The sequence below is a fragment of the Stenotrophomonas sp. RIT309 genome (assembly GCF_000632045.1).
Lineage (GTDB): Bacteria > Pseudomonadota > Gammaproteobacteria > Xanthomonadales > Xanthomonadaceae > Stenotrophomonas > Stenotrophomonas indicatrix.
This window is the reverse complement of the sequence record NZ_JFYS01000027.1, coordinates 30,861-54,971: the sequence shown is the minus strand read 5'-3', so window position 1 is coordinate 54,971 and position 24,111 is coordinate 30,861. Positions and strand designations below refer to the sequence as shown.

At 67.9% G+C, this 24,111-nt stretch carries 25 protein-coding genes; 12 read left to right on the top strand and 13 right to left on the bottom strand.

Going from position 1 to position 24,111, the window contains the following annotated elements; translation table 11 throughout:
• The first annotated feature begins 633 nt into the window (after positions 1-633).
• Positions 634-1,008: a hypothetical protein gene (locus tag BW38_RS05925; protein WP_025879082.1), complete on the top strand. Its 375-nt coding sequence runs from the start codon at positions 634-636 to the stop codon at positions 1,006-1,008.
• 83 nt (positions 1,009-1,091) lie between these two features.
• Here the strand turns inward: BW38_RS05925 and BW38_RS05930 are convergent, their stop codons facing one another.
• Positions 1,092-1,439: a RidA family protein gene (locus BW38_RS05930; protein ID WP_025879081.1), complete on the bottom strand. Its 348-nt coding sequence runs from the start codon at positions 1,437-1,439 to the stop codon at positions 1,092-1,094.
• Between the two features lie 192 nt (positions 1,440-1,631).
• On the opposite strand from BW38_RS05930, the gene mprF reads away from it, so the two are divergent.
• Positions 1,632-4,196 (top strand): bifunctional lysylphosphatidylglycerol flippase/synthetase MprF, encoded by a 2,565-nt coding sequence (gene mprF / locus BW38_RS05935; RefSeq protein ID WP_032977132.1) that lies wholly within the window; start codon positions 1,632-1,634, stop codon positions 4,194-4,196.
• A 94-nt stretch (positions 4,197-4,290) separates the two neighbouring features.
• Here the strand turns inward: mprF and BW38_RS05940 are convergent, their stop codons facing one another.
• The 4 genes from BW38_RS05940 to BW38_RS05950 form a co-directional block, all read right to left on the bottom strand.
• On the bottom strand, positions 4,291-5,625 hold the full coding sequence (locus tag BW38_RS05940) for an AcvB/VirJ family lysyl-phosphatidylglycerol hydrolase (protein ID WP_279208971.1): 1,335 nt from the start codon (positions 5,623-5,625) through the stop codon (positions 4,291-4,293).
• Between the two features lie 96 nt (positions 5,626-5,721).
• Positions 5,722-6,339, bottom strand: a complete 618-nt coding sequence (locus BW38_RS05945; protein ID WP_032977123.1) for a DUF998 domain-containing protein — start codon at positions 6,337-6,339, stop codon at positions 5,722-5,724.
• Complete coding sequence (locus BW38_RS0120840; RefSeq protein WP_032952129.1) at positions 6,336-6,515, bottom strand: oxidoreductase-like domain-containing protein; 180 nt, start codon at positions 6,513-6,515, stop codon at positions 6,336-6,338. The genes BW38_RS05945 and BW38_RS0120840 overlap by 4 nt, the downstream gene beginning before the upstream one ends.
• A gap of 49 nt (positions 6,516-6,564) precedes the next feature.
• Positions 6,565-7,167, bottom strand: coding sequence for a hypothetical protein (locus BW38_RS05950; protein WP_025879077.1), 603 nt, complete (start codon positions 7,165-7,167; stop codon positions 6,565-6,567).
• A 229-nt stretch (positions 7,168-7,396) separates the two neighbouring features.
• On the opposite strand from BW38_RS05950, the gene BW38_RS05955 reads away from it, so the two are divergent.
• Positions 7,397-8,554, top strand: coding sequence for a transglutaminase domain-containing protein (locus BW38_RS05955; protein WP_032977141.1), 1,158 nt, complete (start codon positions 7,397-7,399; stop codon positions 8,552-8,554).
• 7 nt (positions 8,555-8,561) lie between these two features.
• Here BW38_RS05955 and BW38_RS05960 read toward each other — a convergent pair whose 3' ends face one another.
• Positions 8,562-8,897 (bottom strand): zinc ribbon domain-containing protein YjdM, encoded by a 336-nt coding sequence (locus tag BW38_RS05960; protein WP_025879075.1) that lies wholly within the window; start codon positions 8,895-8,897, stop codon positions 8,562-8,564.
• 179 nt (positions 8,898-9,076) lie between these two features.
• Between BW38_RS05960 and BW38_RS05965 the strand changes: the two genes are divergently transcribed.
• From BW38_RS05965 to BW38_RS05970, 3 genes are all read left to right on the top strand, one after another.
• Positions 9,077-10,438 (top strand): Hsp70 family protein, encoded by a 1,362-nt coding sequence (locus BW38_RS05965; protein WP_025879074.1) that lies wholly within the window; start codon positions 9,077-9,079, stop codon positions 10,436-10,438.
• Positions 10,439-10,668: 230 nt separating this feature from the next.
• Complete coding sequence (locus BW38_RS0120835) at positions 10,669-10,962, top strand: YkgJ family cysteine cluster protein (protein WP_051501656.1); 294 nt, start codon at positions 10,669-10,671, stop codon at positions 10,960-10,962.
• 11 nt (positions 10,963-10,973) lie between these two features.
• Complete coding sequence (locus tag BW38_RS05970) at positions 10,974-11,156, top strand: hypothetical protein (protein WP_025879072.1); 183 nt, start codon at positions 10,974-10,976, stop codon at positions 11,154-11,156.
• A 49-nt stretch (positions 11,157-11,205) separates the two neighbouring features.
• Here BW38_RS05970 and BW38_RS05975 read toward each other — a convergent pair whose 3' ends face one another.
• From BW38_RS05975 to BW38_RS05985, 3 genes are read right to left on the bottom strand one after another with little or no spacing between them, the layout of a single operon-like run.
• On the bottom strand, positions 11,206-12,084 hold the full coding sequence (locus BW38_RS05975) for a DUF4097 family beta strand repeat-containing protein (protein WP_032977119.1): 879 nt from the start codon (positions 12,082-12,084) through the stop codon (positions 11,206-11,208).
• Positions 12,085-12,096: 12 nt separating this feature from the next.
• Complete coding sequence (locus BW38_RS05980; RefSeq protein WP_032977117.1) at positions 12,097-12,621, bottom strand: hypothetical protein; 525 nt, start codon at positions 12,619-12,621, stop codon at positions 12,097-12,099.
• Positions 12,618-13,196, bottom strand: a complete 579-nt coding sequence (locus BW38_RS05985; protein WP_032977116.1) for an RNA polymerase sigma factor — start codon at positions 13,194-13,196, stop codon at positions 12,618-12,620. The genes BW38_RS05980 and BW38_RS05985 overlap by 4 nt, the downstream gene beginning before the upstream one ends.
• Before the next feature lie 126 nt (positions 13,197-13,322).
• On the opposite strand from BW38_RS05985, the gene BW38_RS05990 reads away from it, so the two are divergent.
• Entirely contained in the window at positions 13,323-13,502 is a 180-nt protein-coding gene (locus BW38_RS05990; protein WP_032977115.1) for a hypothetical protein, read from the top strand.
• Between the two features lie 35 nt (positions 13,503-13,537).
• Positions 13,538-14,131, top strand: coding sequence for a mechanosensitive ion channel family protein (locus BW38_RS05995; protein ID WP_081794586.1), 594 nt, complete (start codon positions 13,538-13,540; stop codon positions 14,129-14,131).
• Between the two features lie 585 nt (positions 14,132-14,716).
• On the opposite strand, the gene BW38_RS06000 is transcribed toward BW38_RS05995, so the two are convergent.
• Together BW38_RS06000 and BW38_RS06005 are read right to left on the bottom strand one after the other, a co-directional pair.
• Positions 14,717-14,983, bottom strand: a complete 267-nt coding sequence (locus BW38_RS06000; protein WP_025879161.1) for a DksA/TraR family C4-type zinc finger protein — start codon at positions 14,981-14,983, stop codon at positions 14,717-14,719.
• Between the two features lie 106 nt (positions 14,984-15,089).
• Positions 15,090-15,647, bottom strand: coding sequence for a DUF2058 domain-containing protein (locus BW38_RS06005; RefSeq protein WP_025879162.1), 558 nt, complete (start codon positions 15,645-15,647; stop codon positions 15,090-15,092).
• Positions 15,648-15,708: 61 nt separating this feature from the next.
• Here BW38_RS06005 and BW38_RS06010 point away from each other — a divergent pair, with 61 nt between their 5' ends.
• The 3 genes from BW38_RS06010 (at position 15,709) to BW38_RS06020 (ending at position 18,734) form a co-directional block, all read left to right on the top strand.
• A complete protein-coding gene (locus BW38_RS06010) occupies positions 15,709-16,209 on the top strand; it encodes a M48 family metallopeptidase (RefSeq protein ID WP_025879163.1) in 501 nt (166 codons plus the stop codon).
• A 46-nt stretch (positions 16,210-16,255) separates the two neighbouring features.
• Complete coding sequence (locus BW38_RS06015) at positions 16,256-16,954, top strand: RNA pseudouridine synthase (RefSeq protein WP_032977114.1); 699 nt, start codon at positions 16,256-16,258, stop codon at positions 16,952-16,954.
• Positions 16,955-17,165: 211 nt separating this feature from the next.
• Positions 17,166-18,734: a phospholipase D family protein gene (locus tag BW38_RS06020; RefSeq protein WP_032977113.1), complete on the top strand. Its 1,569-nt coding sequence runs from the start codon at positions 17,166-17,168 to the stop codon at positions 18,732-18,734.
• A 3-nt stretch (positions 18,735-18,737) separates the two neighbouring features.
• Here BW38_RS06020 and BW38_RS06025 read toward each other — a convergent pair whose 3' ends face one another.
• Entirely contained in the window at positions 18,738-19,817 is a 1,080-nt protein-coding gene (locus BW38_RS06025) for an HDOD domain-containing protein (RefSeq protein WP_032977110.1), read from the bottom strand.
• A gap of 272 nt (positions 19,818-20,089) precedes the next feature.
• Here BW38_RS06025 and BW38_RS06030 point away from each other — a divergent pair, with 272 nt between their 5' ends.
• Positions 20,090-21,187, top strand: coding sequence for a Glu/Leu/Phe/Val dehydrogenase dimerization domain-containing protein (locus BW38_RS06030; RefSeq protein WP_025879167.1), 1,098 nt, complete (start codon positions 20,090-20,092; stop codon positions 21,185-21,187).
• Between the two features lie 85 nt (positions 21,188-21,272).
• On the opposite strand, the gene BW38_RS06035 is transcribed toward BW38_RS06030, so the two are convergent.
• Positions 21,273-24,110, bottom strand: a complete 2,838-nt coding sequence (locus tag BW38_RS06035) for a S8 family serine peptidase (protein ID WP_032977108.1) — start codon at positions 24,108-24,110, stop codon at positions 21,273-21,275.
• Position 24,111 lies beyond the last annotated feature (1 nt).

Genomic DNA, 24,111 nt, shown 5'->3' with positions numbered 1-24,111 from the left:
AAGTATGGGGTTGGGGATCCTGCCCAGCCCGCCAGGCGCAGGCGCCGGGCCGATGGCGCCAGCGGTCCCGCTTGCCCCCGCCCACCAGCCCCCGACAGATATCCGCGGCGGACGGGCGAGCAACTGCAATGCTATGGCTGGGGTGTTGGTGGGTGCGGACCTTGGTCCGCACTATCTGTCCAATGTCATGAACCGTCGTCGCAATCGACCTTGCCTGCGCACGCTGGCGACTATCGAATCACGATGCATGTCGCAGATTGCTCGGTCTATCGCGACCGTGGCGCCACCTGCGTTCGAGGCGGCTTAACAGCATGCAAAAATGCCGGAAACCTCCTGACGTTGCGGGCATTGCAACTTGTCTGATTGGCATTCCGCTACGACGGGTTTACAGATGGTGAGCCGCCGAAAAAGGGTGGCCGGGTGTCGAAAACCCGCGACGCAAGATGTTGTTTACGCTTGCCAGCCGGCGTCACCTTGCGTGGCGCCGGCTGGCAATCCGTCTGCCGGTCATGGCGGGCGGAGCGTGGGGGCTTTCGGGTCCACCGGTTTCGTCTTGCGTCCCGGTTTTCGAGCCACGTCTCCGTCCGCCACCTTTGAGTGGCGGCTACCGTCTGTCCTGCACGGAGCCTTGCCATGAACGCATCGGATTTCCCCCATCTGCACGCCTACCTCGGCCCGGCAGACGCCGACGAGGACACGGAACCGTCGCCAGCGCTTGATCCCACCACGTTGGTTGCGACCCTGCGGCGCATCGGTACCGGCGCCGCCGCTGACGGTCAGCCGTGGCCGGAGCGGCATCAACTTCCCAGCCGGTGCATGGCGCTGGCCGATGCCGATTGCGCGCTGGCCGGGCTGCGCGTGGTGCAGGAGGTCCTGCTGGCCGCCGAACGCACCCGGCAGAACGGCGCGCCGGAGGAGTACGTCGGCGACCGGGTCATGGAAGGCCTGATGCTGGCCTGCCTTGCCTTGTGCACGCAGGCAAGCACACGACTGCAGCCGCAGCTGTAACGGATGTTGCAGCGTCAGCTTCCCCGGCAAACGGGGTCAGATCCCTTTTCCGGAGGAAAAGGGGTCTGACCCCTGTCCGCTCATTACGGCACTGCCGCCGTAACGATGATCTCAACCTTCCATTCGGCGTGCGCAAGCTTGGCTTCAACCGTGGCGCGGGCCGGGGTCGCGCCCTCCACCACCCACTCGTCCCACGCCTTGTTCATGCCCTCGAAATCGGCCATGTCGGCCAGGAAGATCTCCGCACGCAGCACGTGCTGGCGGTCACTGGCCACCAGCGCCAGCAGCTTGTCGATCTCGGCCAGCACCTGCCGGGTCTGGCCGGTGATGTCCTGGCTGGTGTCTTCCGGAATCTGGCCGGAAAGGTAGGCGACCTTGTTGTACACGGTCATCTCGGACATGCGCGGTCCGACGTCGTAACGCTCCATCATGGGCGTGGCTCCTGCGGGTGGTCTGGACTGCATTCTCACCCAGCCGGCGTTGGAAGTGTGTGCCCGGTGCGGCCACTGGATACCGCCACCACCAGCACAGCGGCAGTGCTGGTCAAACGGCGTGGACAGGCGCACGATGCGCCACGCCTGCGTTGACACCGCCCTCGCCCTTTCTGACGCACCCTTGCGCCGATGACCGCACCCACCGATTCCACTGCCTCCCCTTCCACACCGACCTGGAAGCGGGTCGTCACCATCGTCGTCCCGCTGCTGATCCTCGCGCTGGCCCTGCATGGGCTGGCCGGCGAATTCGACGAGCATGGCTACCGCGCCATCCGCCAGGCCTTCCGCGAGCTCAGCGCTGCGCAGATCGCGCTGACCGTGCTGCTCGGCCTGGCCAGCTACGCCTGCCTGATCGGCTTCGATGCGATCGGCCTGCGCCGCAGTGGCATCCGCGTGCACCCGGCACGGATCGGCATCACCGCCTTCCTCGCCCACACCCTGGGCCAGACCGTGGGCTTTGCCGCCCTCACCGGCGGCGCAGTGCGCCTGCGCGGCTACCGCAGTGCCGGCCTGGACCTGGCGCAGATCGGCCAGGTGGTGCTGATGAGCACGCTCGGCTTCATCTTCGGCGCGTGGCTGCTGATCGGCGTTGCGCTGTGCATGGAGCCGGCCGCTGCCGCGCTTGCGCTGCCGCTGGACCCCGGCGCGGTGCGCGTGGTCGGCATCGTCGCGCTGCTCGCCTATGCGGCCACCTTCGTCCTGGTCGGCCGCAACGGTCGCCAGTTCCGCATCTTCGGCCATGGCCTGTGGCTGCCCGACCGGCGCACCATGCTCGGGGTCACCGTGTTGAGCGTGGTTGAACTGGTCCTGGCCAGTGCCGCGTTCTATGTGCTGCTGCCCGATTCCACGCCGACCGGCCTGCCCGGTTTCGTCGGCCTGTATCTGGTCGCCGTGCTGGCCGGCCTGGTGTCGACGGTACCGGCCGGCCTTGGCGTGTTCGAGTGGAGCCTGCTGAAGCTGCTGCCGCAGGTGGCGCCGGCTGCAGTACTGGCGGCGGCATTGATCTACCGCGTCAGCTACTACGTGCTGCCGCTGCTGCTGGCGACTGTGCTGGCCCTGGCGCCCGCGCTGCGGCAGCCGCTGCAGGCCAGCGCAGGTGCCACCCGCGCCGGCTGGTACGCGCTGCGTCCGTGGTTGCCGCAGATCATCGCGCTGGCCGCCTTCAGTGTCGGCGCCGCGCTGGTCATCGACGGCACCCTGCCCACACCGCGACGGCACCTGATCAATGCCTCGCTGCCGATCCTGGAAACCTCGCACCTGATCGGCAGCCTGGCCGGCGTCGCCCTGTTGCTGATCGGCCAAGGCCTGGCCCGCCGCAGCCACGCGGCCTGGATGCTGGCGATGGCGATCTGCGTGATCGCACCGCTGCCGATCTGGCTGCGCGGTGGCCAACCGCTGATCGCCTTGTCGGCGTTGCTGGTGGCGATGGCGCTGTGGGCAGCACGTCGCGAGTTCTATCGCCAGGGCGCGCTGCTGGACGAAGCCTGGTCGTGGCCATGGCTGCGCAACCTCGGCCTGGTGCTGGTGGCGGTGACGTGGCTGCTGTTCTTCACTTACAGCCACGTCGAATACCAGAACGAGCTGTGGTGGCAGTTCGCCGTGTCCGGCAATGCGCCGCGCGCGCTGCGTGCACTGCTGCTGGTGGCGATGGCGCTGGTGATGTTCGGCCTGGCGCGGCTGCTGCACAGCACGCGCAGCCCGCTGCCGCCTGCCGACGACGCAACCCTGCAGGCGCTGGCACCGGTGCTGGCCGGTGCCACCGACACCCAGGCCTGCCTGGTGCTGACTGCCGACAAGGCGGTGCTGCGCGATGAGCAGCACAAGGGCTTTGTGATGATGCAGCGCTACGGCGGCTCGCTGATCGCGATGGGCGATCCGGTCGGGCCACCGGAGGTGGCGCGCGCACTGATCTGGCGCTTCCGCGAAGAAGCCGACCGGCTTGGACTGCGCCCGGTGTTCTACCAGGTGGGTGAGGCGTATTGGCAGACCTATCTCGATCTCGGCCTGGGCCTGGTCAAGCTGGGCGAAGAGGCCATGGTGCCGCTGCACGACTTCGGCCTGGAAGGCCGCGAGCGTGCCGACCTGCGGCAAGCCTGGAACCGCGGCAAGCGCGGCGGGCTGTCGTTCCGCGTAGCACCGGCGGAAGAGATCCCTGCCCTGCTGCCACGCCTGCATGCGATTTCCAACGCCTGGCTGGAGGACAAGTCAGGCGACGAGAAAGGCTTCTCGCTGGGCAGCTACGACCCGGACTATCTCGTGCGTTTCCCGATCGCCCTGGTCGAAGCTGAAGGTCGGATCGTGGCCTTTGCCAACCTGTGGCAGGCACCGGCAGGCGCCGAACTGTCGGTGGATCTGATGCGTCATGTCAGCGATGCACCGAAGGGCACGATGGATTTCCTGTTCATCGAGCTGTTCCTGTGGGGCCGCGCGCAGGGCTACGCACGGTTCTCGCTGGGCATGGCGCCGCTGTCCGGCCTGGCCCAGCACCGTCTGGCCGGTCGCTGGAACCGCCTGGCCGGCCTGCTCGCACGGCATGGTGAGCGCTTCTATGGCTTCAGCGGCCTGCGCAGGTTCAAGTCGAAGTTCGATCCGCAGTGGCGACCGCGCTACCTGGCCGCGCCCGGCGGCATGCACCTGCCGGCTGCACTGCTGGATGCCACGCGGCTGATCTCGCTGGACCCGCGGCGCAACTGACGCCCCGATCCGCCGGGCATGGCCCGGCGCTACCTGATGGATCGTCCGCACGGGTAGCGCCGGGCCATGCCCGGCGGTGGTCCCATGAGGCCGCTTACGCGCCGCCCTTGAGGATCACCTCGGCCAGGCGATCGTAGTCACCGCCGAAGTGATGGTCACCCGGCAACTTGACCTTGTGCACGCCGTCGTTGCCCGGCAGATCGGGGCACAGCGCATCCTCGTCCTTGTCGCCGTACACGCACAGGGTCCTGGCCGCCGGCAGCTTCGCCACTTCCGGCGCGATCGGCAGGCCGCCGCCACCGCCGCCCAGCCAGTTGCTGACATGGAATTCAAAGTCGGCGTTCCTGCCCACCGACAGCAGCACGATGCGCTCTAGGCCGGCGCGGGTGCCTGCATCAAGCTGGTTGATGGTGGCCGGCAGCACGTCGGCGCCCTGCGAGAAACCGATCAGCATCACCTTGTCGCGCTGCCATTGCTGGCGGTAGTGGCCGATGATCTTCTGCAGATCGACAGCGAATCCCTGCGGCGTGCGTTCGCTCCAGAAATAACGCAGCGAATCGATGCCAACCACCGCCACGCCATGTTCGGCCAGGGCGCCGGCCACGTCCTTGTCCAGGCCGGCCCAGCCGCCATCGCCGGAAACGAACACCGCCAAGGTGTCACCGCTGCCCTGCGCCGGCACTTCCACTACCGGCAGCCCCTTCAGGGCATCCGGCGGCGGTGCCAGCGCGACCCCGGCCTGCGCGCCGATCACCCGCGCGGCGGCCACCAGCCCCGGTGTCGCATCGCCAGCGGCGGTGCGCTTGAATTCACGCGCCATTGCAACCTGCTGCACGAACGGGCCAGCGCTGTTGGTCGAACACCCCGGCGCGCCGGCCGCGTTCAACCACGGGAAATTCAGTTCGCTGGGCTGCAGGCGGTCGTGCTTCACGCCATCACCGCAGACCATGCGCTCGTGCACATGTGCCGGGCAGAATCCCGAGGTCAGCAGGCCGGCAAAGACCTGGGTGTCGGCCTGCGCTGCCAGCGCATAGGCCAGTTCGGCGCCTTCGCCGCTGCCGCCGACCAACGGCAGGTGATACCCCGGCAGATGCAGGAACGCCTGTACCCAACGCGAGAAATTCTCGACATCGCCCGCGCCGAACGCGCAGCTGCTGTTGCCTTCGCGCTTGAGCACGCCACGCAGGTGGGCCACATCCACCGATGCGACCAGTGCACCATCGGCGCGCAGCGCTTCAATCGGCATGCGGCTGTCATCGGCATCGGCGCCGTCATGGAACCAGATCACCACCCGTTGCGGTGCCCCGGCCGGAACATGCACCGGCACCTGATCGAAACGTCCATGGCTGACCTGCTGCACTGACGCCACCGCTGGCACCGCCGCCAGCGCCAACACCAGTCCCATCGCCCTGCCCAGCCCTGCACGCATCGTTTCGCATCCCGTTGGAATGCGCACACGATACGCCGCTGCTGCGTGCACGGCACGTACCGGTACAGGCGCCCTGCAATCGGGCAGGTGGTTGATTCAGCGGGTGCCGGCGGCACGCCCGCGGCGATACAGCGCCAGCGCCAACCACAGCAGCCAGCCGACGATCACCGCGATCACCAGTTTCTGCCCCAGCCCACGCGGTGGGCCACCGCGCCACAGCACGTGTACCCACAGCAGCACGAAGGCCAGCCAGGCCCAGCCCCACAACAGCGCCGCACTGCCCCGCCAGCCTGGCTCGCGGCGCAGGTACCAGGCCTGCAGCAGCATGCCGACGCTGGCGCACAGGAAGGCGGTATTGGCGGCCAGGCCGTGGATCAACGGCGCCAGCAACGGCGTTGCCGCGGGTAGCCAGCTGTCACCGATGGCGACGGTGGCCAGGCCAACGGCAGCCACGCAGAACAACAGCGGTGCCGCTGCGCTGCGCCGCGGCCCCACGCTGTGCCGATACAACGCGATGCCGAGCACGGCGATGGCCAGTGCCAGCAGGCAGTAGGCGCTGCGTAGCGCCAGGCCCCACGGCCCATGCAGGTACAGGCTCAAGGTGGCCTTCACCCAATCCAGATCGGCCCGCGCGAACTGCGTCCACAACGCGGTCGCCACGAACAACAGCAGTGCCACCAGCGCCAGCGTCGCGGCCGGACGCGCCCACGTCATGGGCCAGCGTCCGGATGCCGTGCCAGCCACTCAGCCAGCGCCTTGCGATAACGCTGCAGCTCCTCGGTGTACAGGTCGAGCACGCACAACGGGCAGCCACTGCCGCAGCACTCGTTGGGACCGGGTTCTTCCGGCGGCAGTGGACGGGGATCGGCAGGAGTATCGGAGACGGTCACGGCTGCAAACAACACCACGCAATGGCAGGTGGGTAGTGTAGCGGCGCGCTCAGGCGCCCAGTTGGCGGCGCAGGTTGGCTCGCGCGGCGGCATCAAGCTGCTGGTCGAAAAAGTCGCTGAGGAAGATCCGCGGCGCGCGCAGCAGCCCCTGCAGGAAGCGGCGGCGTCCGGCGCGGTACAGGAAGCCCGGCACCACGCCTTTGTACTCTTCGGCCACGCCGCGGTCATACGCGGCGAATACCTCCTCGGGTGCCGCCAGGATCGCCATGTCGCAGTCGAGGAACAGCGCCGCTTCGGCATCGACATCGGCCGGGCCCAGCTCGCCATGGCGGGCGGTGAGCAGGATCAACTGCTCGACCCGGCCGGCATCGACCGATGCCAGCTCGGGCCAGTCCGCGATCGCCTGCAGGGCCAGCGCGGCCGACCTGGCCTCGTTGTCCTTGCGGCCGGCCTGGTAGATCGCATCGTGGTACAGCACTGCCAGATAAACCTCGGCCGGCTGCTGCCAGCCCGGACCTGCAGCCACCTCCTGGCAATGCTGCAGCACCGCGCGCACATGGCCGAAGTGGTGGTAGGCGCGCGGTGGCGTCGCATAGGCATCCTGCAGAGCCTGCCAATGCGCGGGAGCGAGAGTCAGCGGGGCGAAGTCCATGCAGGGATGATCCCGCCCTTGGCACCGCCGGGCAAGCTGGCTGTTTTTTCACCAGCAACTCACATCCCGTGCCGGGCAAGGGCGCAGGACAGTTGTCCACAGGTTTGTCGCGCGTTGGTCCACACCGGCTGTGGACGAAGCGCAGCGCCGATCGCCGGTGGATGCGGACCGCCACGCGCGGGTCTACACTGGCCGCAGGCGGGAGCGCCCGCCGCTGCCGGAAACCGTCATGCGCCGTCTTGCCGCCCGATGCTTTCTCCTGCCACTGCTCGCGCTCGGCGCACCAGCCCTGTCCGCGCAGGATGCTCCAGCCGCTGCGCCCGCCATCCCGACCATCTCCAGCGTAAAGGTCACCGCCGCCAGCGTGCCGACACCCGAACAGGTGCTCGCGATCCCGCCGGCGATGCGCGAGATGCTGCAGAAGCAGGTGATCAGCCGCAGCTACTCGCGCGACCAGCGCCTGCAGGCGCTGGTGGAGATGATCTTCAGCCAGCACGGCCTGGACCTGCAGTACGACGCCGATGCGACCTACACCGTCAGCGAGATCTGGCAGCACCAGCGCGCCAACTGCCTCGCCTTCACCCTGCTGTTCGTCACCCTCGCCCGTGAGGCCGGCATCCAGGCGCGGGTGCAGGAAGTCGGCCAGGTGGTGTCGTGGTACCAGGACCAGGACCAGGGCGTTGTCTACAACGTCGGGCACGTCAACGCCGGCGTGGATGTCGGTGGCCGCTACGGTACGGTCGACCTGGACCGCAACGTGCTGTACGACCGCCACGGGCCGCAACCGATTGGCCGCGAACGGGCGCTGGCGCACTACTACAACAACCGGGGCGCGGAGCAGCTGGCCGATGGCGACCTGAGCGGAGCACGCGCCTTCTTCGATGCCGCGCTGGCGCAGGACCCGGAGTTCGCCTCGACATGGAACAACATCGGCGTGCTCGACAACCGCCTGGGCGATGACCAGGCGGCACGCACGGCGTTGGACACGGCGTTGCGCCTGGACGGACGCCAGAGTGCAGCGCTGAACAACGCCAGTGCGCTCTATCGCAAGCTGGGCATGACGGCGCAGGCGGAAGCCATGCAGAAGAAGCTGCAGTCGGTGCAGCGCGAGGACCCGTTCGCGCAGTACATGCAGGGTGCCCAGGCCGAACGCGCTGGCGACCTGGACAAGGCGATCACGTACTACCGGCGGGCGGTGCGCCTGTACGACACCGCGCACCAGTTCCACTTCGGCCTGGCGCGGGTGTATTTCCTGACGGGCCGGCTGCAACGTGCGGACCGCGAACTGCTGCGGGCGCAGGAACTGGGCGGATCAACGCAGCAGGCACGCTACCAGGCCAAGCTGGACAGCCTGGCCCGCTGGCGGGCGCAGCAGGCCAAGCGCTGAGGCGCGATCAGGCCTTCTTGAGGAAGCAGGTCTTCAGCACCAGCCCCTTGATCTTGTCCGAGTTGCCCTCGATGTGCTCGGCATCGTCTTCGACCAGGCGGATGTTGCGGATCACGGTGCCCTGCTTGAGCGGGATTGAGGAGCCCTTGACCTTCAGGTCCTTGATCACGGTGACGGTGTCGCCGGTCTGCAGGGTATTGCCGTTGCTGTCACGCACGACCAGGGTCGAACCGGTACCTTCTTCGGCCGTCCACTCGAAGCCGCAGTCGGCGCAGATCCACAGCGCGCCATCGGCATAGGTGTTTTCCAGGGTGCACTGCGGGCAGGCGGGAACAGAAGACATTGCAAGTACCTCAAAATGAATCAACAGCGGCCATTGTAACCGCCCTGCCTTTTCGTTCATTTTCCGGCGTCGGTCCGGACCGGACCTCGCCCCACCCCGCCCGAGGCAGGCACCGGAACTTGCAGCGCGCGGCAAACTCCAGCAGAGTGCGCGGCCCCTGATCGTCCCCGGACCTCCCCATGCGCCTCGGCATCGACTTCGGTACCAGCAACTCCGCCGCCGCCATCGTGCGTGATGGGAAGCTGCTGCCGATCCGCTTCGGCGAGGCCGAACAGTTCCGCACCAGCGTGTACTTCCCCGGCGTGGTGCCCGACCCGGACGATTTCCAGCTCGACGCCGGGCAGGAACACGAACTGCAGCAGCTGATCGACAGCGCCGCCCGTGCAGCCCGCGCCGCTGGCCAGGAGCGCACGCCACAGGCCCTGCGCCGCGAGGCACTGCGCGCCCTGCGCCGGGAATGGATGGAGGCTCGCGCCGGAAAGGAACGCAGCGCCAGCGACCTGCTGCAGAACGCCGTCTATGGCGACGACGCGCTGGAAGCGTATTTCGAGGAGCACGAAGGCAACCTCGTGCAGAGCCCGAAGTCCATGCTCGGCTACAACCTGCACCCACGCGCGCGGCAGACCATCACCGGCATTGCCGCGCACATCCTCGAACACATCCGCTTGACCGCCAGCGCCCAGCTCGGCCAGCCGCTGCGCAGCGCCCTGCTCGGCCGCCCGGTGCAGTTCCGCAGCTCGATCGGCGAGGCCGGCAACGACCAGGCCCTGGACATCCTGCGCGAAGCAGCCGGCCAGGCTGGTTTCGACCACATCGATTTCCTCGAAGAGCCTGCCGCCGCAGCAATGCATTACCACGCTGAAAGCCGCGATCGCCATCAGGCGGTGATCGTCGATATCGGCGGCGGCACCACCGATATCGCCCACGCCGAAGTGGGCGGCAGCCAGGCCCCGCGCATCCACCGTGCCTGGGGTATTGCCCGCGGCGGCACCGATATCGACCTGGCCCTGAGCCTTTCCGGCTACATGCCGCTGTTCGGCCGCGGCATCACCCGCGTGCCCACCCACCACTACGTGGAAGCGGCCACCGTGCAGGACATGACCCGCCAGCGCGAGTTCCGCCAGCACAACTACGACAACGTCGACGCGCCGTGGGGCGCGCGCCTGCAGGCGCTGCAGGACACCGGCAACACCGCCCGCCTGTACCGCGATGTCGAGCGCGCCAAGATCGCCCTCAGCGGTGCCAGCGAACACCGCAGCACGCTGGATTACATCGCCCGCGACCTGCACGTGGACAACAGCGCCGACGGCCTGGCCGCCGCCGCCCATGGCTACCTGAGCCAGATCCGCGAACTGCTGGCCCAGGTCCGCAGCGACATCGGCGGCGACCCTGACGCGGTGTTCCTGACCGGCGGCATGTCCCGCGCCGGCTACCTGCGGCAGGCCGCTGCCGAGGCGTTCCCGGGCGCCCGGATGGTGCACGGCGAGCCCTCGCTGGGGGTCGTCCAGGGCCTCGCGCTGGCGGCAGCCAGCCGGGATTAACAAAACGTTACGCGGTCTGAGCTACCCTTGGCCGGCTAGAAAACCGCTGCACCTTCCGCTGGCCTCGCCGGTGTGTGTACCCATGGTGCAGCCTGACCCGCCCAGCGGGTCTGGCGACCATGCCCTCTGGCTCGATCATGGTCCGCGTATTACCCGAGCCGCCATCGAGACCCGCTTTGGGCACCCGCCAGGCCCCTGTGGCCGTACAACCTGACGCTGAACCAGCACCCATCGACTGCCGCCGTTGTGACGCGGTCTGTTGCCGGTTGCCGGTCCTGCTGCAGCCCGGCGACCACGTGCCTGGCCAGTTCCTGTCGCGCGATGCACACGGCCGTGCCGTGATGGCGCGCAACGAGGAAGGCTGGTGCGCGGCGATCGATCCGTATCACCTGCGCTGCACGATCTATTCGCAGCGCCCGGCGATCTGCCGCCAGTTTTCGATGGGCGGCGACGACTGCCGCCGCGAGCGGCAGGACTACCTGCGCCAGGCTGAATCCTGCGCGCTTTCCTCCCCTTCCACCTGACAGGAGCAACCATGCCCCGCAAGGCAAAGACCCCCGCGAAGGCCAGCAACAGCATCCGCAGCGAACGCAAGGGCGCATCCGCCAGCACCGTGGTCAACAGCGACTCGATCGCCTCCGACCTGGCCGCGTTCCGCAAGAGCGGTGGCAAGATTGAAGTTCTCGGTACCACCTGGGCGCTGAAGAAAGCCAGCTGACCCTCCCCCGACCGCGGCGGCGCTGCCGCCGCGGCCTGCCGGGCCGCGCTCAGCGGTCCAGGCGCACCTGCACACTACCCGAGTGCGACTGCACGCGGATATCGCCGTCGCCGCTGCCCAGCCGCGCATCCAGGCTGCTGCCCGGCCCATAGCGCGGCCGCTCCACCTTGCCGGCGTCGCTGTTGATCGACCCGCTGAAGCTGTTCACTGACAGCTGCGCCGACACCGTGCGCGGCAGGCGCAGGCTGACCGAGGCACTGACCGACTCGACGTTGATGCGCCCGCCTGGTGCCAAGGCGGTCGCCGACAGGTCGATGCCTCCGGATACCGTCTCCACCACCAGGCGCTGGATGCGACCGGCATCGACGCCTACCCGGCCAGACACCGTCTGCGCCCCGATCTCCCCGGAAACGCCGCCGCCGGCCTCGATCCGGCCGCTGACCGTGTTCACGTCCAGCCGTGGGGTCTGCAACCGCGCAGTGACATTGCCGCTGACCGTGTTGAGCACGCTGTCGCCACTACGACCGGCGGCGGCAAGATTGCCACTGACAGTGTCGGCCTGCAGCCGCCGCACGTCCACGCCACTGATGTCCTGGTCGGCACTGACCGTGCTCAGCAGCAGCTCCACCGAGCGCGGCACGTTGAGGGTCAAGGTGGCGCCGCCATTGTTGCCGCGTCGCGGATACTCGATTTCCCAGCGCACCCGGTTGGCACTCTTTTCCTGGCGCAGCTGCAGGCCGTCGCTGAGCGTGCCGGTGAGCTGCACGTCATTGCGGTCCCAGCCGCGTACAGTCACCTTGCCAGCGACGTTGCTCAGTTCGATGCGGCCGCCTGCAGCAACATTGTGGCGTTCATCGACGCGTGTATCGGCCAGCGCCATGGCGGGCACCAGCAGCAGGGCCGCGCAGAGAGGGAAAAGGGTTCGCATCGGGGGGTCTCCTCAGGTTGTCAGACCGGAGGCGGCCTGGGCCGCCTGCCGGGTCAGTTCGAGCCGCAGCGCATAGGTCCGCTTGAGCTGTCCAAGCAGGTGCGGCGCACGCGGGTCCTGCGCCATCGCGGCGCGGATCTGTTCCGCGCTGCGATCCAGTTCATGCAGCGCGGGCTGCCACTCCGGCGCAGTGCCATCAGGCAGCGACGCCACTGCCTGCCGGTACTGTTCGGTCATCGCATCGGCCTGCAGCTGCAGGCCGCTGGGTGCAGGCAGCGACTCGGGCGCGTGCCGCCACGGCGCCACCGCGTAGAGCGCGAGGCTGGCTGCCAACGCCGCGCCAACCGGCAGCCACCAGCGTCGACGGGTGCGCAGTGGCAAGGCCACCACGTTGTCCACCGGCGCCTGCACGGCAACCGGTTCGCGGGGTGGCAACCGCGCCGACAGGCGTTCCCAGCCATCGGCCGGTGCGCTGCGTTCCGCGGGAAGGGCGCGCAGGCGCGCCAGCAGGTCGTGATCGGGGTCGTGCGTACTCATGTCATGTCTCCCAGGCGCGCGCGCAGCAGGCCACGCGCGCGATGCAGCTGTGCTTTGGAACTGCCGACCGCCATCTGCAGCTGGCCGGCGATTTCATGGTGTTTCCAGCCTTCGATATCGTGCAGCACCAAGACCGCACGCGCGCGCGGCGGCAGGGTCGCCAACGCGCGTTCCAGGTCGCGTTCGGTGCCGGCGCAGCCGTCATGCACCGCCATCTCCGGCAGCCCACCGTCCACGTCGTCCAGGCTGTCGTGGTCATGCCCGGCGGCACGACCGCGCAGTTCCATCAGCGCGGCGTTCACTCCCAACCGATGCAGCCAGGTCGACAGGCTGCTCTCGAAACGGAAGCCGGGCAGTGCCTTCCATGCCTGCAGGAACGCTTCCTGCAATGCATCCTCGGCACGCGCCTGCTGCCCGCCACACAGCCGCCACAGGGTGGCAAACACCCGCGGCGCATGCTGCCGATACAGCTGTTCATAGGCAGCGGTATCGCCGGCCGCCGCTGCACGTACCAAGGCGGTTTCGTCGACGACGTCGTTGGCGGCAGGCGGCGCGGGCATGGTGGTGTCGAGCATATCCGTTGGATGCGGCCTGCCGGAAAAAGGTTTAGATCTTCCGGAGCGCTTTTCGGTTGCAACCTTTTCGCGCCTGGCTGCATCCATCACAGGTCCCCCGCAGGCCTGCCCGGCCAGGAGCCTCCCATGTCCAGCCCTTCCTGCGCCGCCCTGCTGGCGATCGCGGCCTGCATGCTGCTGCAGGCGTTCGACGTTTCCCTGCACTGGCGTGCCGAAAGCGGCCGCGCCTGCCTGCAGCAGCACAAACAGGACCTTGTCTGCCTTGCCTGGGCACAGGCGGTCGAAACGTCGACACGCGCCGGGTAACATCAAGCCCCGTTTCCGTCACACGTTGTCGCCCCATGATGTTGTCGCTGAAGGACCACCTGCCCGCCTGGACCCACCCCTGGCTGCATGACATCGGGATCGCCCTGCAGATCCTGATCACCCTGCTCGCCGCTTGGCTGCTGCGGGTGCTGGCGCGGCGCCTGATCCGCCGCTTCGCCGACCACTACACGCTGCCGCCGGAAATGGTGATGGGCGCGCGCCGGATCACCAGCTTCGTGGTCTATTTCAGCGCTGTGCTGTACATCCTCAGCCTGCTCGGTGCATCGCCCTCGGTGCTGTGGACGGCCTTCACCGGTTTCGCTGCGGTGGGCGCGGTGGCGTTCTTCGCGGCCTGGAGCGTGCTGTCCAACATCTTCTGCACGCTGCTGATCTTCACCACGCGACCCTTCCGCCTGCATGACTACATCGAAGTGCTGGAGAACGGCGAAAAGCCCGGGCTGAAGGGCCGGGTAATCGACGTGAACCTGATCTACACCACGCTGCAGGAAACCGGCAGCGGCCACGAGGGCACGGTGCTGCAGCTGCCGAACAACCTGTTCTTCCAGCGCACGGTGCGGCGCTGGCGCGACCCGACGCAGGCGCCCGGCGGCATCCAGGGCGACGGCTGAGGGGATTGTTCGGCAGGGCTGCGCCCTGCACCCGCAGAGGCCTTCAAACCAAGGCAACGTCAACGTCAACGTCAACGTCAACGTCAAAAGCCGGCATTCCGTGGGATGGCGGGGCACTGTGGGTGTGCGGGGACGCCGTGAATCCATCCCTGGAGGCTTGGTCGCGGCATCCATGCCGCTCACACCCCGCAAACCCACAGTGCCCCGCCTTCGACAATTCCCGGCTGCTGTTGGTAGGTGTCGACCTTGGTCGACACGTAGATCCACGCCATGCGTGGATGCTCTTCGATCCAATATCGAAATATTCGATTTCCATCGGAATTCATCCACGCATGGCGTGGATCCATGACAGATCGCGGGAACCTGCCAGAGGTGGGGCGGTGTCGGATTGCGGGGTGTCCGCGGCATGGATGCCGCGGCCAAGCCTCCAGGGATGGATTCACGGCGTCCCCGCACACCCACAGTGCCCCGCCATCCCACGGAATGCCGCTCTTGCTCTTGCTCTTGCTGTTGCTGTTGCTCTCAAGGTTGCCGGCCAGCGGCCGGCACTACCGCGGGTGCAGGGCGCAGCCCTGCCAAACACCCTTACCGCAGTTGGCTGTCCTTGCTGCCCCGGCGGTTGTAGCCACTCTGCGCCTGTTCCTCTTCGTCATGCGCCTGCTGACAGTTCACGCACAGCCGTACGCCAGGCACTGCCTGACGCCGCGCCAAAGGAATCGGCGCGTCGCATTCCTCACAGTGTTCCAGACCCGGGCCCTGGCGCAGCTGGCGCCGCGCGCGGGCAATCGCATCGTCGACGGTGGCGTCGATCTGGTCCTGGACCGCGCCATCTCCGGCCCAACCGGTAGCCATGGCCATCCTCCGCAGGTGTGTCGCCTGATATGGGGACAATACACCCCGCCGCAATCGGTAGCGCCGGGCCATGCCCGGCGGACGCTGCGACCGGTTCAGCGCCGCCTTACCAGACCAGGTCGTCGGGGACCTGGAACTGTGCGTAGTAGGCGTCGTCCTCGGCGTTGCCTGTGGAGATCTCGGCGCTGGAGCCGGGCGTGCCATGGTCGACGATGATGGCTTCCGGGGCGCGTTCACGCACCTTCTCCGCTGCCGCGCGTGGCAGCACCGCGTAGCCATCGCCATGGGCCACAATGACCAGCACGCCCACCGACAACGCCTTGCGCAGCTTGGTATCGATCAACAGGGTGCGGATCACTGCGCCATCGCTGAAGCGGTACTCGTCCTCGCCCTTGTGCGGCACGGCGTGGGCGCTGATGATCTGCTTGGCCTGCGCCTTGCGCTCAGCCTGCTTGGCCTGCGCGTTGCGCTCGGCAGCCAGCGCACGGTCACGCTCGATCTTCTCGGCGCGCGCGCGTTCAGCTTCACGCTGGACCTCCGCCGACGTCGACTCGGCCTTGCCCTGGCGGGCCTTGGCCTGTTCACGCGCGGCGGCACTGGCCTGCGACTTCTTGGCCAGGCCGGCCTTGAGCAATTGTTCCTGCAGCGCGTTGGGCTTTGCCATGGTCGATACGTACCGCGTGTAATCTGGATGCCCCATTCTACCGACGCGCCGACGCCCCTGCATGGCTGTCCTGAAGTACCTCACCGGCTACCCCGAACCCCTGGTCGCCCAGGTCAGCGATCTGCTGGCACAGGGCAAGCTCGGCCCCTGGCTGCAGCAGCGCTACCCCGACCCGCATGAGGTGCGCAGCGACCGCCAGCTGTACGACTACACCCAGGACATGAAGGACCGCTACCTGCGCAAGTCGGTGCCGCTCAACAAGGTCTGCTATGACAACACGCTGGAGGTCATCAAGCATGCCCTGGGCACCCACACCGCCATTTCCCGTGTACACGGCGGCCGGCTCAAGGCCAGCCGCGAGATCCGCATCGCCACCGTGTTCCGGCAGGCGCCAGCTGCCTTCCTGCGCATGATCGTGGTGCACGAGCTGGCCCATCTGAGGGAGGCCGACCACAACAAGGCCTTCTACCAGCTGTGCCAGCACATGGAGCCGGATTACCTGCAGCTGGAGTTCGATACCCGCCTGTACCTGACCGAGCTGGCCAACCGCGGCCAGCGCTGAGCCGGCGTAGCGGCTACACTGCGCGCCCCCTGCCCGACCTTTCGCCATGGAACCGACCCGACTCGACAAACGCCTGTCCGCCCTGCTCGGCATCCCGCGTGGTGAAGCGCGGCGCTATATCGAGGGCGGCTGGGTCAGCGTCGATGGCGAAGTGGTGGAACAGCCGCAGCGCCCGGTGGACGAGAGCGCCAGCATCGTGGTGGCCGAGCAGGCCAGCGACAGCAAGGCCGAGCGCGCCAGCATGCTGCTGCACAAACCGGCGGGCGTGCCAGCCGATGCCCTGTGCGCGCTGATCCGTACCGAGACCCGCAGCGAACTGGATGCCAGTGACATCCGTGCGCTGCAACGTCATTTCCACGGCCTGCAGCTGGCATCCTCGCTGCCGGCCGACGACAACGGGCTGGTGGTGGTCAGCCAGGATCCGGCGGTGCTCGCGCACCTGCAGCGCAACCTGGGCCGCACCGAACAGGAGTACCTGGTCGAAGTGGCTGAAGGCGGCCCGGAACGTGGCCCGTGGCTGATGGCCCGGCTGCAGCATGAAGCAGGCGGCCCGAAGGTCAGCTGGCAGAGCGAGCAGCGCCTGCGTTTTGCAGGCAAGGGACTGACCGCGAAGGGACTGAGGACTGCGGTGACGGCTGCCGGCCTGCAGGTGGTGGCCGTACGCCGCCTGCGCATCGGCCGGGTGGCGCTGGGCCCGCTGGCCGTGGGCCAGTGGCGCTACCTGGGCAGCGACGAGCGGTTCTGAGTCACGGCGCTTCATCCACGCATGGCGTGGATCTACCGGTGGCAGTTCTTCCACGCATGGCGTGGATCTACCGGTGGCAGCTCATCCATGCGTGGCGTGGATCTACCGGGGTGACAGTTCATCCACGCGTGGCGTGGATCTACCGGTGACAGTTCATTCACGCTTGGCGTGGGTCTACCTCCATGCGTAGCCAGGATCTACCATCGGCGTCATGAGTCTGCGCAAACCTTTATGGCGACGCCTGCTGCGCGTGGCCGCGATCATCATCGCCGCCCTGCTTCTGCTGGTGCTGTCCGGCCTGCTGCTGGCTGACCACCTGGCCCCGCAGGCGCGCGGCGAAGCGTCGCAGGTACTGCCACTGCAACCTTCCCAGACGCCCATTGATCGGCAGATGATGCCCCTGCAGGCCGCCCATCCCGGGCAGTCGGGCGTGGCCTTCCTCAGCGATGGCATGGATGCGTTCGCTGCCCGCGCGATGATCACCGAGCACGCCGGCCGCAGCCTGGACCTGCAGTACTACATCTGGCACGACGACCTGATCGGCCACTTGATGGCCAAGGCGCTGTACGACGCTGCCGAACGTGGCGTGCGCGTGCGCATCCTGCTTGATGACATGAATGCCAAGGACAAGGATGCGCTGATGATGGCGCTCGATGCGCATCCCAACATCGAGCTTCGCCTGTACAACCCGTTCCGCAACCGCAGCGGCATGGCCCGCACGCTGGAGCTGGTGCAACGCGCCTTCAGCGTGAACCACCGCATGCACAACAAGAGCTGGATCGCCGATGGCCGCATCGCGATCGTGGGTGGCCGCAACATCGGCGAGGAATATTTCAGCGCGCGCAGCGACGTGAATTTCCATGACCTGGACCTGGTGGTGGCCGGCCCGGCCGTGCAGCAGGCCAACCAGATCTTCGACGACTACTGGAACAGCGACGCAGCGATTCCGATCTCGGCGCTGGCAACCTATACCGATGCACAGCTGCGCCAGCTGGTGCGCCAGTCCGATCTGGACGCGCTGCATGCGCAGGCCCAACCGTACCTGCAGCGCGTGGCCGAGTCGCGCCAGCGACAGCGTGCCAGCCCGGAGCCGCTGCACTGGAGCAGGCAGGTACGGATCGTGTCCGATCCACCGATGAAGCACCACGACGATGCACACGACGACTGGCTGGTCACCGAGCTGGTCCGGCAGCTGCAGTCGACGCGCTACAAGGCACTGTTGATCTCGCCGTACTTCGTTCCCGGCAGCGAAGGGCTGAACGGACTTTCGGCGATGGCCGGACGCGGCGCCCAGGTCGGCGTGGTGACCAACTCGCTGGCGGCCAACGATGTGGCTGCCGTGCACGGTGGCTACATGGGCTACCGGGTGCCGCTGCTGAAGGCCGGCGTGCAGCTGTACGAACTGAAGGCGAACGGCCAGGCCGGTGACGGCAGCCTGTTCGGCAGCAGCGGCGCCAGCCTGCACACCAAGGCATTGCTGGTCGACGACCGGCGCGGGTTCGTCGGATCGTTCAACCTCGATCCGCGTTCGGCCTATCTCAACACCGAGATGGGCGTGCTGTTCGACGACCCGGTGCTGGGCGCACAGCTGCGCTCGGAATACCTGCGCCTGGCCAGCCCGGAACACAGCTGGTGGCTGGCACTGGGCGCTGATGACGAACTGCGCTGGCTGCAGCGCGAGCCGCCGCCGCACTGGGTCGATGCCGAGCCCGGCAGCAGTCTTGGCAAACGCTGGACGGCACGGGTGATCAGCTGGTTGCCGCTGGAATCCCAGCTGTAACGATCAGGGGGCGGCCCCCTCGCCATCGCCGTGCAGGCTTTCGTCCAGGGTTTCCACATTGCGCCCATGCAGGCGCCGCCAGATCCAGCGCAGCGCGTGTGGCGGCGCTGCCGGCAATTGTTCCAGCAAGGCCAGCATGCGGCCCTGGCTGGCATGCCCGTGCCGACACAGCAGGCTGGCCGCCGCGGCGGCGCTGGCCAAGCGCAGGCTGTCGGCCAGCGGACCGTCTGCATCAGGCGCCAGGGCCTGATGCACCGGTTCGGGCAGTTCCCACGCTGCTGCCACCCGCTGCGCCAACGGCAGTGACCACTGCTGCAGCAACTGCAGGGCCAGCGCCGGCTCCACTTCTTCGCCACGCACCTGTGCTTCCTGCAGCAGTTGACGCATGACCAGCGCCGCACCCAGGCCCTGCACCAGGCCCAGCCATTGCGCAGCGAAGGCATCGCCGAAGGTGACCGTGCGCGCATGGTCAGCGGCCGCGCGCGACGCCAGCAGGGCGTGCTCCCAGATGATCGAACTGAACTGCGGGAACACCTCGCACTGCACCTGCATCACCGGCTGCACCAGCACTGCACTGATGATCTGCCGCACACCTTCGGTGCCGACCAGGGTCACCGCCCGCTGCAGGCTTTCCACAGGCCGCTCGTGCACCTTGTAGGCCGGGCTGTTGGCGATCCGGAGCAGGTTGCCGGTCAGCACCGGATCCTGGCCGATGATCGCCGCCATCACCCGCGCCGATGCAACGTCGTCATTGACCGTCTGGATCAGCTGCGGCAGCAGTTGCGGGCGCCGCGGCAGCTGCCGGGTAGCCCAGTCGCGGTCCTGCAGCGCGCGGTCCACCGCTTCGGCCAGACCCGATGCGCTGACCGCCGCCGGTTCGCCTGCCAAGCGCGGATACAGGGCCAGCGCGTGCAGTCCGCGCTGCAGGTGGGCGGCGACCTCGGCCGCCGGCAAGGCGTCGCCCTGCAGGCTGGCCGCCGCGGCCGCCACTGCTTGGCGGGGGGCTGCGGCCAGGCGTGCCGGGGCCTGCCCGGTCAGCTGCGACAGCCAATGGAGCACAGATCGCCACCACGCTGCGGTCATCGCCGCCCATCCTGTCGTTGTCCTGCTGCCACTGCCTGCCCCTGCGCCTTCATCACATCCGGCGACCTGCCGTCGTCGCAGCATCGGCCGCACTTTCATCTTCTTTAACCCGGGCGCGTCCGGCGTCGACGGCATATCCCGGGCGAATGGACTAGAATGGCGCCGCGCGACCCGTCCCCCTGTACCGACGACGTCGCTTTTTTTGTTTTCGGACCCTACCGTTCATTGGCAGTTCGCCGCAGTTCACCGCAGATCGCGCCATCGGAGACCCCATGCTATTCGAAACCCTCGCAACCACCGGCCACGAACAGGTGGTGTTCTGCCACAACCAGGATGCCGGCCTGCGGGCGATCATCGCCATCCACAACACCACCCTGGGCCCCGCCCTGGGCGGGGTGCGCATGCGCCCCTACGCCAGCACCGACGATGCGCTGGCCGATGTGCTGCGGCTGAGCCGCACGATGACCTACAAGAATGCGCTGGCCGGTCTCAATGTCGGTGGCGGCAAGGCGGTGATCATCGGCGACCCCAAGGTCGACAAGACCGAAGTGCTGTTCCGCGCGTTCGGCCGCTATGTCGATTCGCTGGGTGGTCGCTACATCACGGCCGAGGACGTCGGCACCGACGTCAACGACATGGAGAACATCTACCTGGAGAGCCAGTTCGTCACTGGCGTGCACCAGGTCCATGGCGGCTCGGGAGATCCGGCGCCGTTCACCGCCTATGGCGCGCTGCAGGCGTTGATGGCCTCGATGCGCTTCAAGTTCGGCCATGAGGAAGTGGGCAAGACCAGCATCGCGGTGCAGGGCCTGGGCCATATCGGCATGGAACTGGTGAAGCTGCTGCGCGACCGTGGCGCCAAGCTGTACGTGACCGATCTGGACAGCGCGCTGGTGGATCGTGCAGTCAACGATTTCGGCGCCGAGGCAGTCAAGCCGGACGAGATCCACGAAGTGAACGCCGATGTGTTCGCGCCGTGCGCGCTGGAAGGCGCGATCAACGCCGACACGCTGCCGCGGATCAAGGCGAAGATCATCTGTGGCACCGCCAACAACCAGCTGTCCAGCCTGGAGATCGGCGACGAGCTGCATGCGCGCGGCATCCTGTATGCCCCCGACTACGCGGTCAACGCTGGTGGCGTGATGAACGTGTCGCTGGAAATCGACGGTTACAACCGCGAGCGCGCGATGCGGCTGATCCGCAGCATCTACCACAACCTGACACGCATCTTCGAACTGTCGCAGCGCGAGAACATTGCCCCGCAGCGCGCGGCTGACCGGATCGCAGAAGCGCGCATCCTGTCGATCGGCAAGCTGAAGATGCCGCTGGGCCGCAGCACACCGCGCCTGGGCGACCTGCGCGGCGGCTGAGCGCCGCCCCCGGCAACCGGACGCGTGCCGACCGTGGGTCGGCACCGCCGGATGAACGCGCCGGGCAGCACGCCCGGCGCCATGATCAGAAACCGGTGCTGTAGCGCAGCGCCGCCTGACGTGCATCATCGCCACCCACGCGCTGGTCGATGCCCAGGCTCAGGCGGCCATTGCGGCCCCACCACGATTCCAGCGCCAGGCCGAACAAGGCACTGCCACGCGGTGCGTCAACACCGGCCAACGGCGCCCAGGCATCAACGCCGACGAAACTTGCCTGCCAGGCCTGCTCACCGCCATCCAGCCGTTGCTGCCATTCGGCATGGCCGCGCAGCGTCCAACGACCCCACTGCCGCTCACCCCGCAGGCCCGCCAGCATCTGGCTGCGCTGTGCACGCGACGCCTCACCGCGCAGGCCGAAGCCGAAGCCGCCCTGCTCGCTGAAGCCATCGGTGTCCAGGCGGGTGCTGCTTGCCCCCAGGTACGGTGTCAACGACGCACCGATGCGCCCGAAACGGTAGCCGCCTTCAACGCTGGCACTGCTGAAACGTCCGCCGTAGCGCGCGGACACACCGTAGGCACCGGCACCCAGCAGCAACTGGCGATCCAGTTCCCGGGTGAACTGGCCGGTGCCGAACTGGGCCAGCGCATAGCCACGCCCCAGGCTCCAGCCGGCATACAGCTGCGCCTGCGCCTGGCGGTCACGCCCACGGTCACCACTGAAGTTGCTGCCACCATTGCTGCGGGTTTCGCCAAAGGCCATGCCCAGCAGGCCGTTGCTGCCCAGTGCCACGTCCTGGCCGGCCATCCAGCCCTGGCTGTCGGCGGTGTTGCCGGCAAAGCTCCCCTGCCCGGCTTCACCCAGCGCGCTCTGCCAGGCGCCACGCAGTTTCGGCGCAGCCTGCACGCGGTCGAAGCGCTCGGCAACCGCGCGGCGCGACATGTCCACGCTGTCGAAGGTCGACGCTTCAGCGCGCGCATGTGCTTGTCCGGACAGGCTCTCCAGGCTCGCCGACAGGCCATCGGTTCCGCCAGACGTACGCTGCAGCGCGCCTGCGGCCACGCCGAACGCCGAGCCCTGCAGATCCGCATTGCGGTCCAGCGCGGTGAATGCCGACTGCACCCGCAGTGCCGATGCCTGTGCATTGGCGCCGAGGCCCGATGCGGCTGCCGAAACGTTGACCTGGGTCAGGTCCATCCACGCGTCGTTGCTGCCATAGCCGTACTGCGCCTGCAGCAGGGTCAGGCCGTTGGCGCTGGTGTTGGCCACCGGCGTGGTGAACGTGCCGTTGATACCGCCGTTGGCATGGACCAGATCCTGCCGGCTGCCGACCTGCGGCACGTAGCCGGACACGATGCCATCGACCACGACGCCACCGGCCAGGCGCGCGGTGCCGGTCACCTGCAGCGCGTTTACCCCCAGCGCGACGATCAGCTGCGCATCCGGCCGCTGGCTGTAATTGCCTTCGATGGTCGCGGTGGTGTTGGCGTTGACCAGCACCACGCTGGCGCCGTTGTCGACGTTGCCGATCACCCGCGGCGTGCCGGGCATGAACTGCAGGCCGGCCATCGAGGCACCACCGGAACCGGAGACGCTCACGTTGGAACGGATCACGGCGCCACCGCGCAGGGCCAGGGTGCCGCGCTCGATGCGGGTCGCACCGCTGTAGCTGTTGTTGCCGCTCAGCTCCAGCCGGCCATCGCCGCGCTTGATCAGGCCGCCAGCGCCGGCGATGTCGTTGCTCCAGATCGAGCCCGAAGAGGCCGCGTCGACATTGACCGGGACATCGCCCCAGTCGAAGCGGCCGGGACCGTTCACCGCCTTGCCGACGTTGAGCATGCCGTAGCCGTAGATGGGATCGATGCCCGGCGCCCCGATGTCGGTGGCGGTGCCGAGCAGGGTCTGCCGCACCAGGTCGTTGTCGAAGTACGGGTAGCGCTGCCAGACGAGTGCAGCAGCACCGGAGATCAGCGGCGCGGCGAAGGACGTACCGTAGTTCCACAGGTACTTGCCGGTACCCGGCTCCGGGAACACCGCGCTGCCGGGAGCGGTCAGGCAATAGCGCGCGGCGTCGCCACAGGCATTGGCCCACGGCGCACGTTCACCGGGCTTGTTCGGATCGATCGCAGTAGCTACCAGCCAGCCTTTTTCCAGATCCGCTGCCGGCAGCGATCCGCCGAAGCCACGCTGGCTGGGCAGCGCGGCCACGCTGCTGGGCTGGTCGCGCCCTTCGTTGCCTGCGGCGAACACCACCAGGCCACCGTGATTGACGATGAAGGGGCGGTATTCGCCCGCGACCTGCGCTGTGGTGCCGAGGTCGGTCCAGTACAGGCCGCCCCAGGAATTGTTCATCACCTTCACGCCGTAGTTGATCAGGTCCTGGTGGACCCCGGCCACGCCCAGCGTGCCGCTGAAGGAGTTGCCCCGGCCACTGCCGTCATCCTTGGGCGTGGTGTCGGAAATGATGCGTGCCGAGACGATCTCCGCCCCCTGCGCGATGCCGCCGGGCCAGACCCCCACCGGTACACCGGCCGCCAGGCTGGCGACGGCCGTGCCATGGCCAAGTACGTCATCGACGTTGAGATTGTTGCGGCTCGGGTCGATGTAGTTGAGGTTGGCCACCACCCGCCCGTTCAGCGCCTCGGCACTGCGCAGCACGCCCGAATCGACAATGCCGATGCGCACGCCGCGGCCGGTCGCGCCGGTGGCCTGTGCCGCACGCGCGTTGGTCTGTGCCAGATGCGCATCGACGGCGGGCTCCAGCGGTCTGGCAGCGGGCGGCGGGGTAACCGGGGGCGTGACCGGAGGCGTGGTCGGGGGCGGGTCGATGCGCACGTTGCTGCCGCCGCCTCCACCGCCACACGCCGTCAGCGCCACCGCCAGCGCCGATGCCAGGACCGACCTTCCCATCGTCTTACGTTCCATC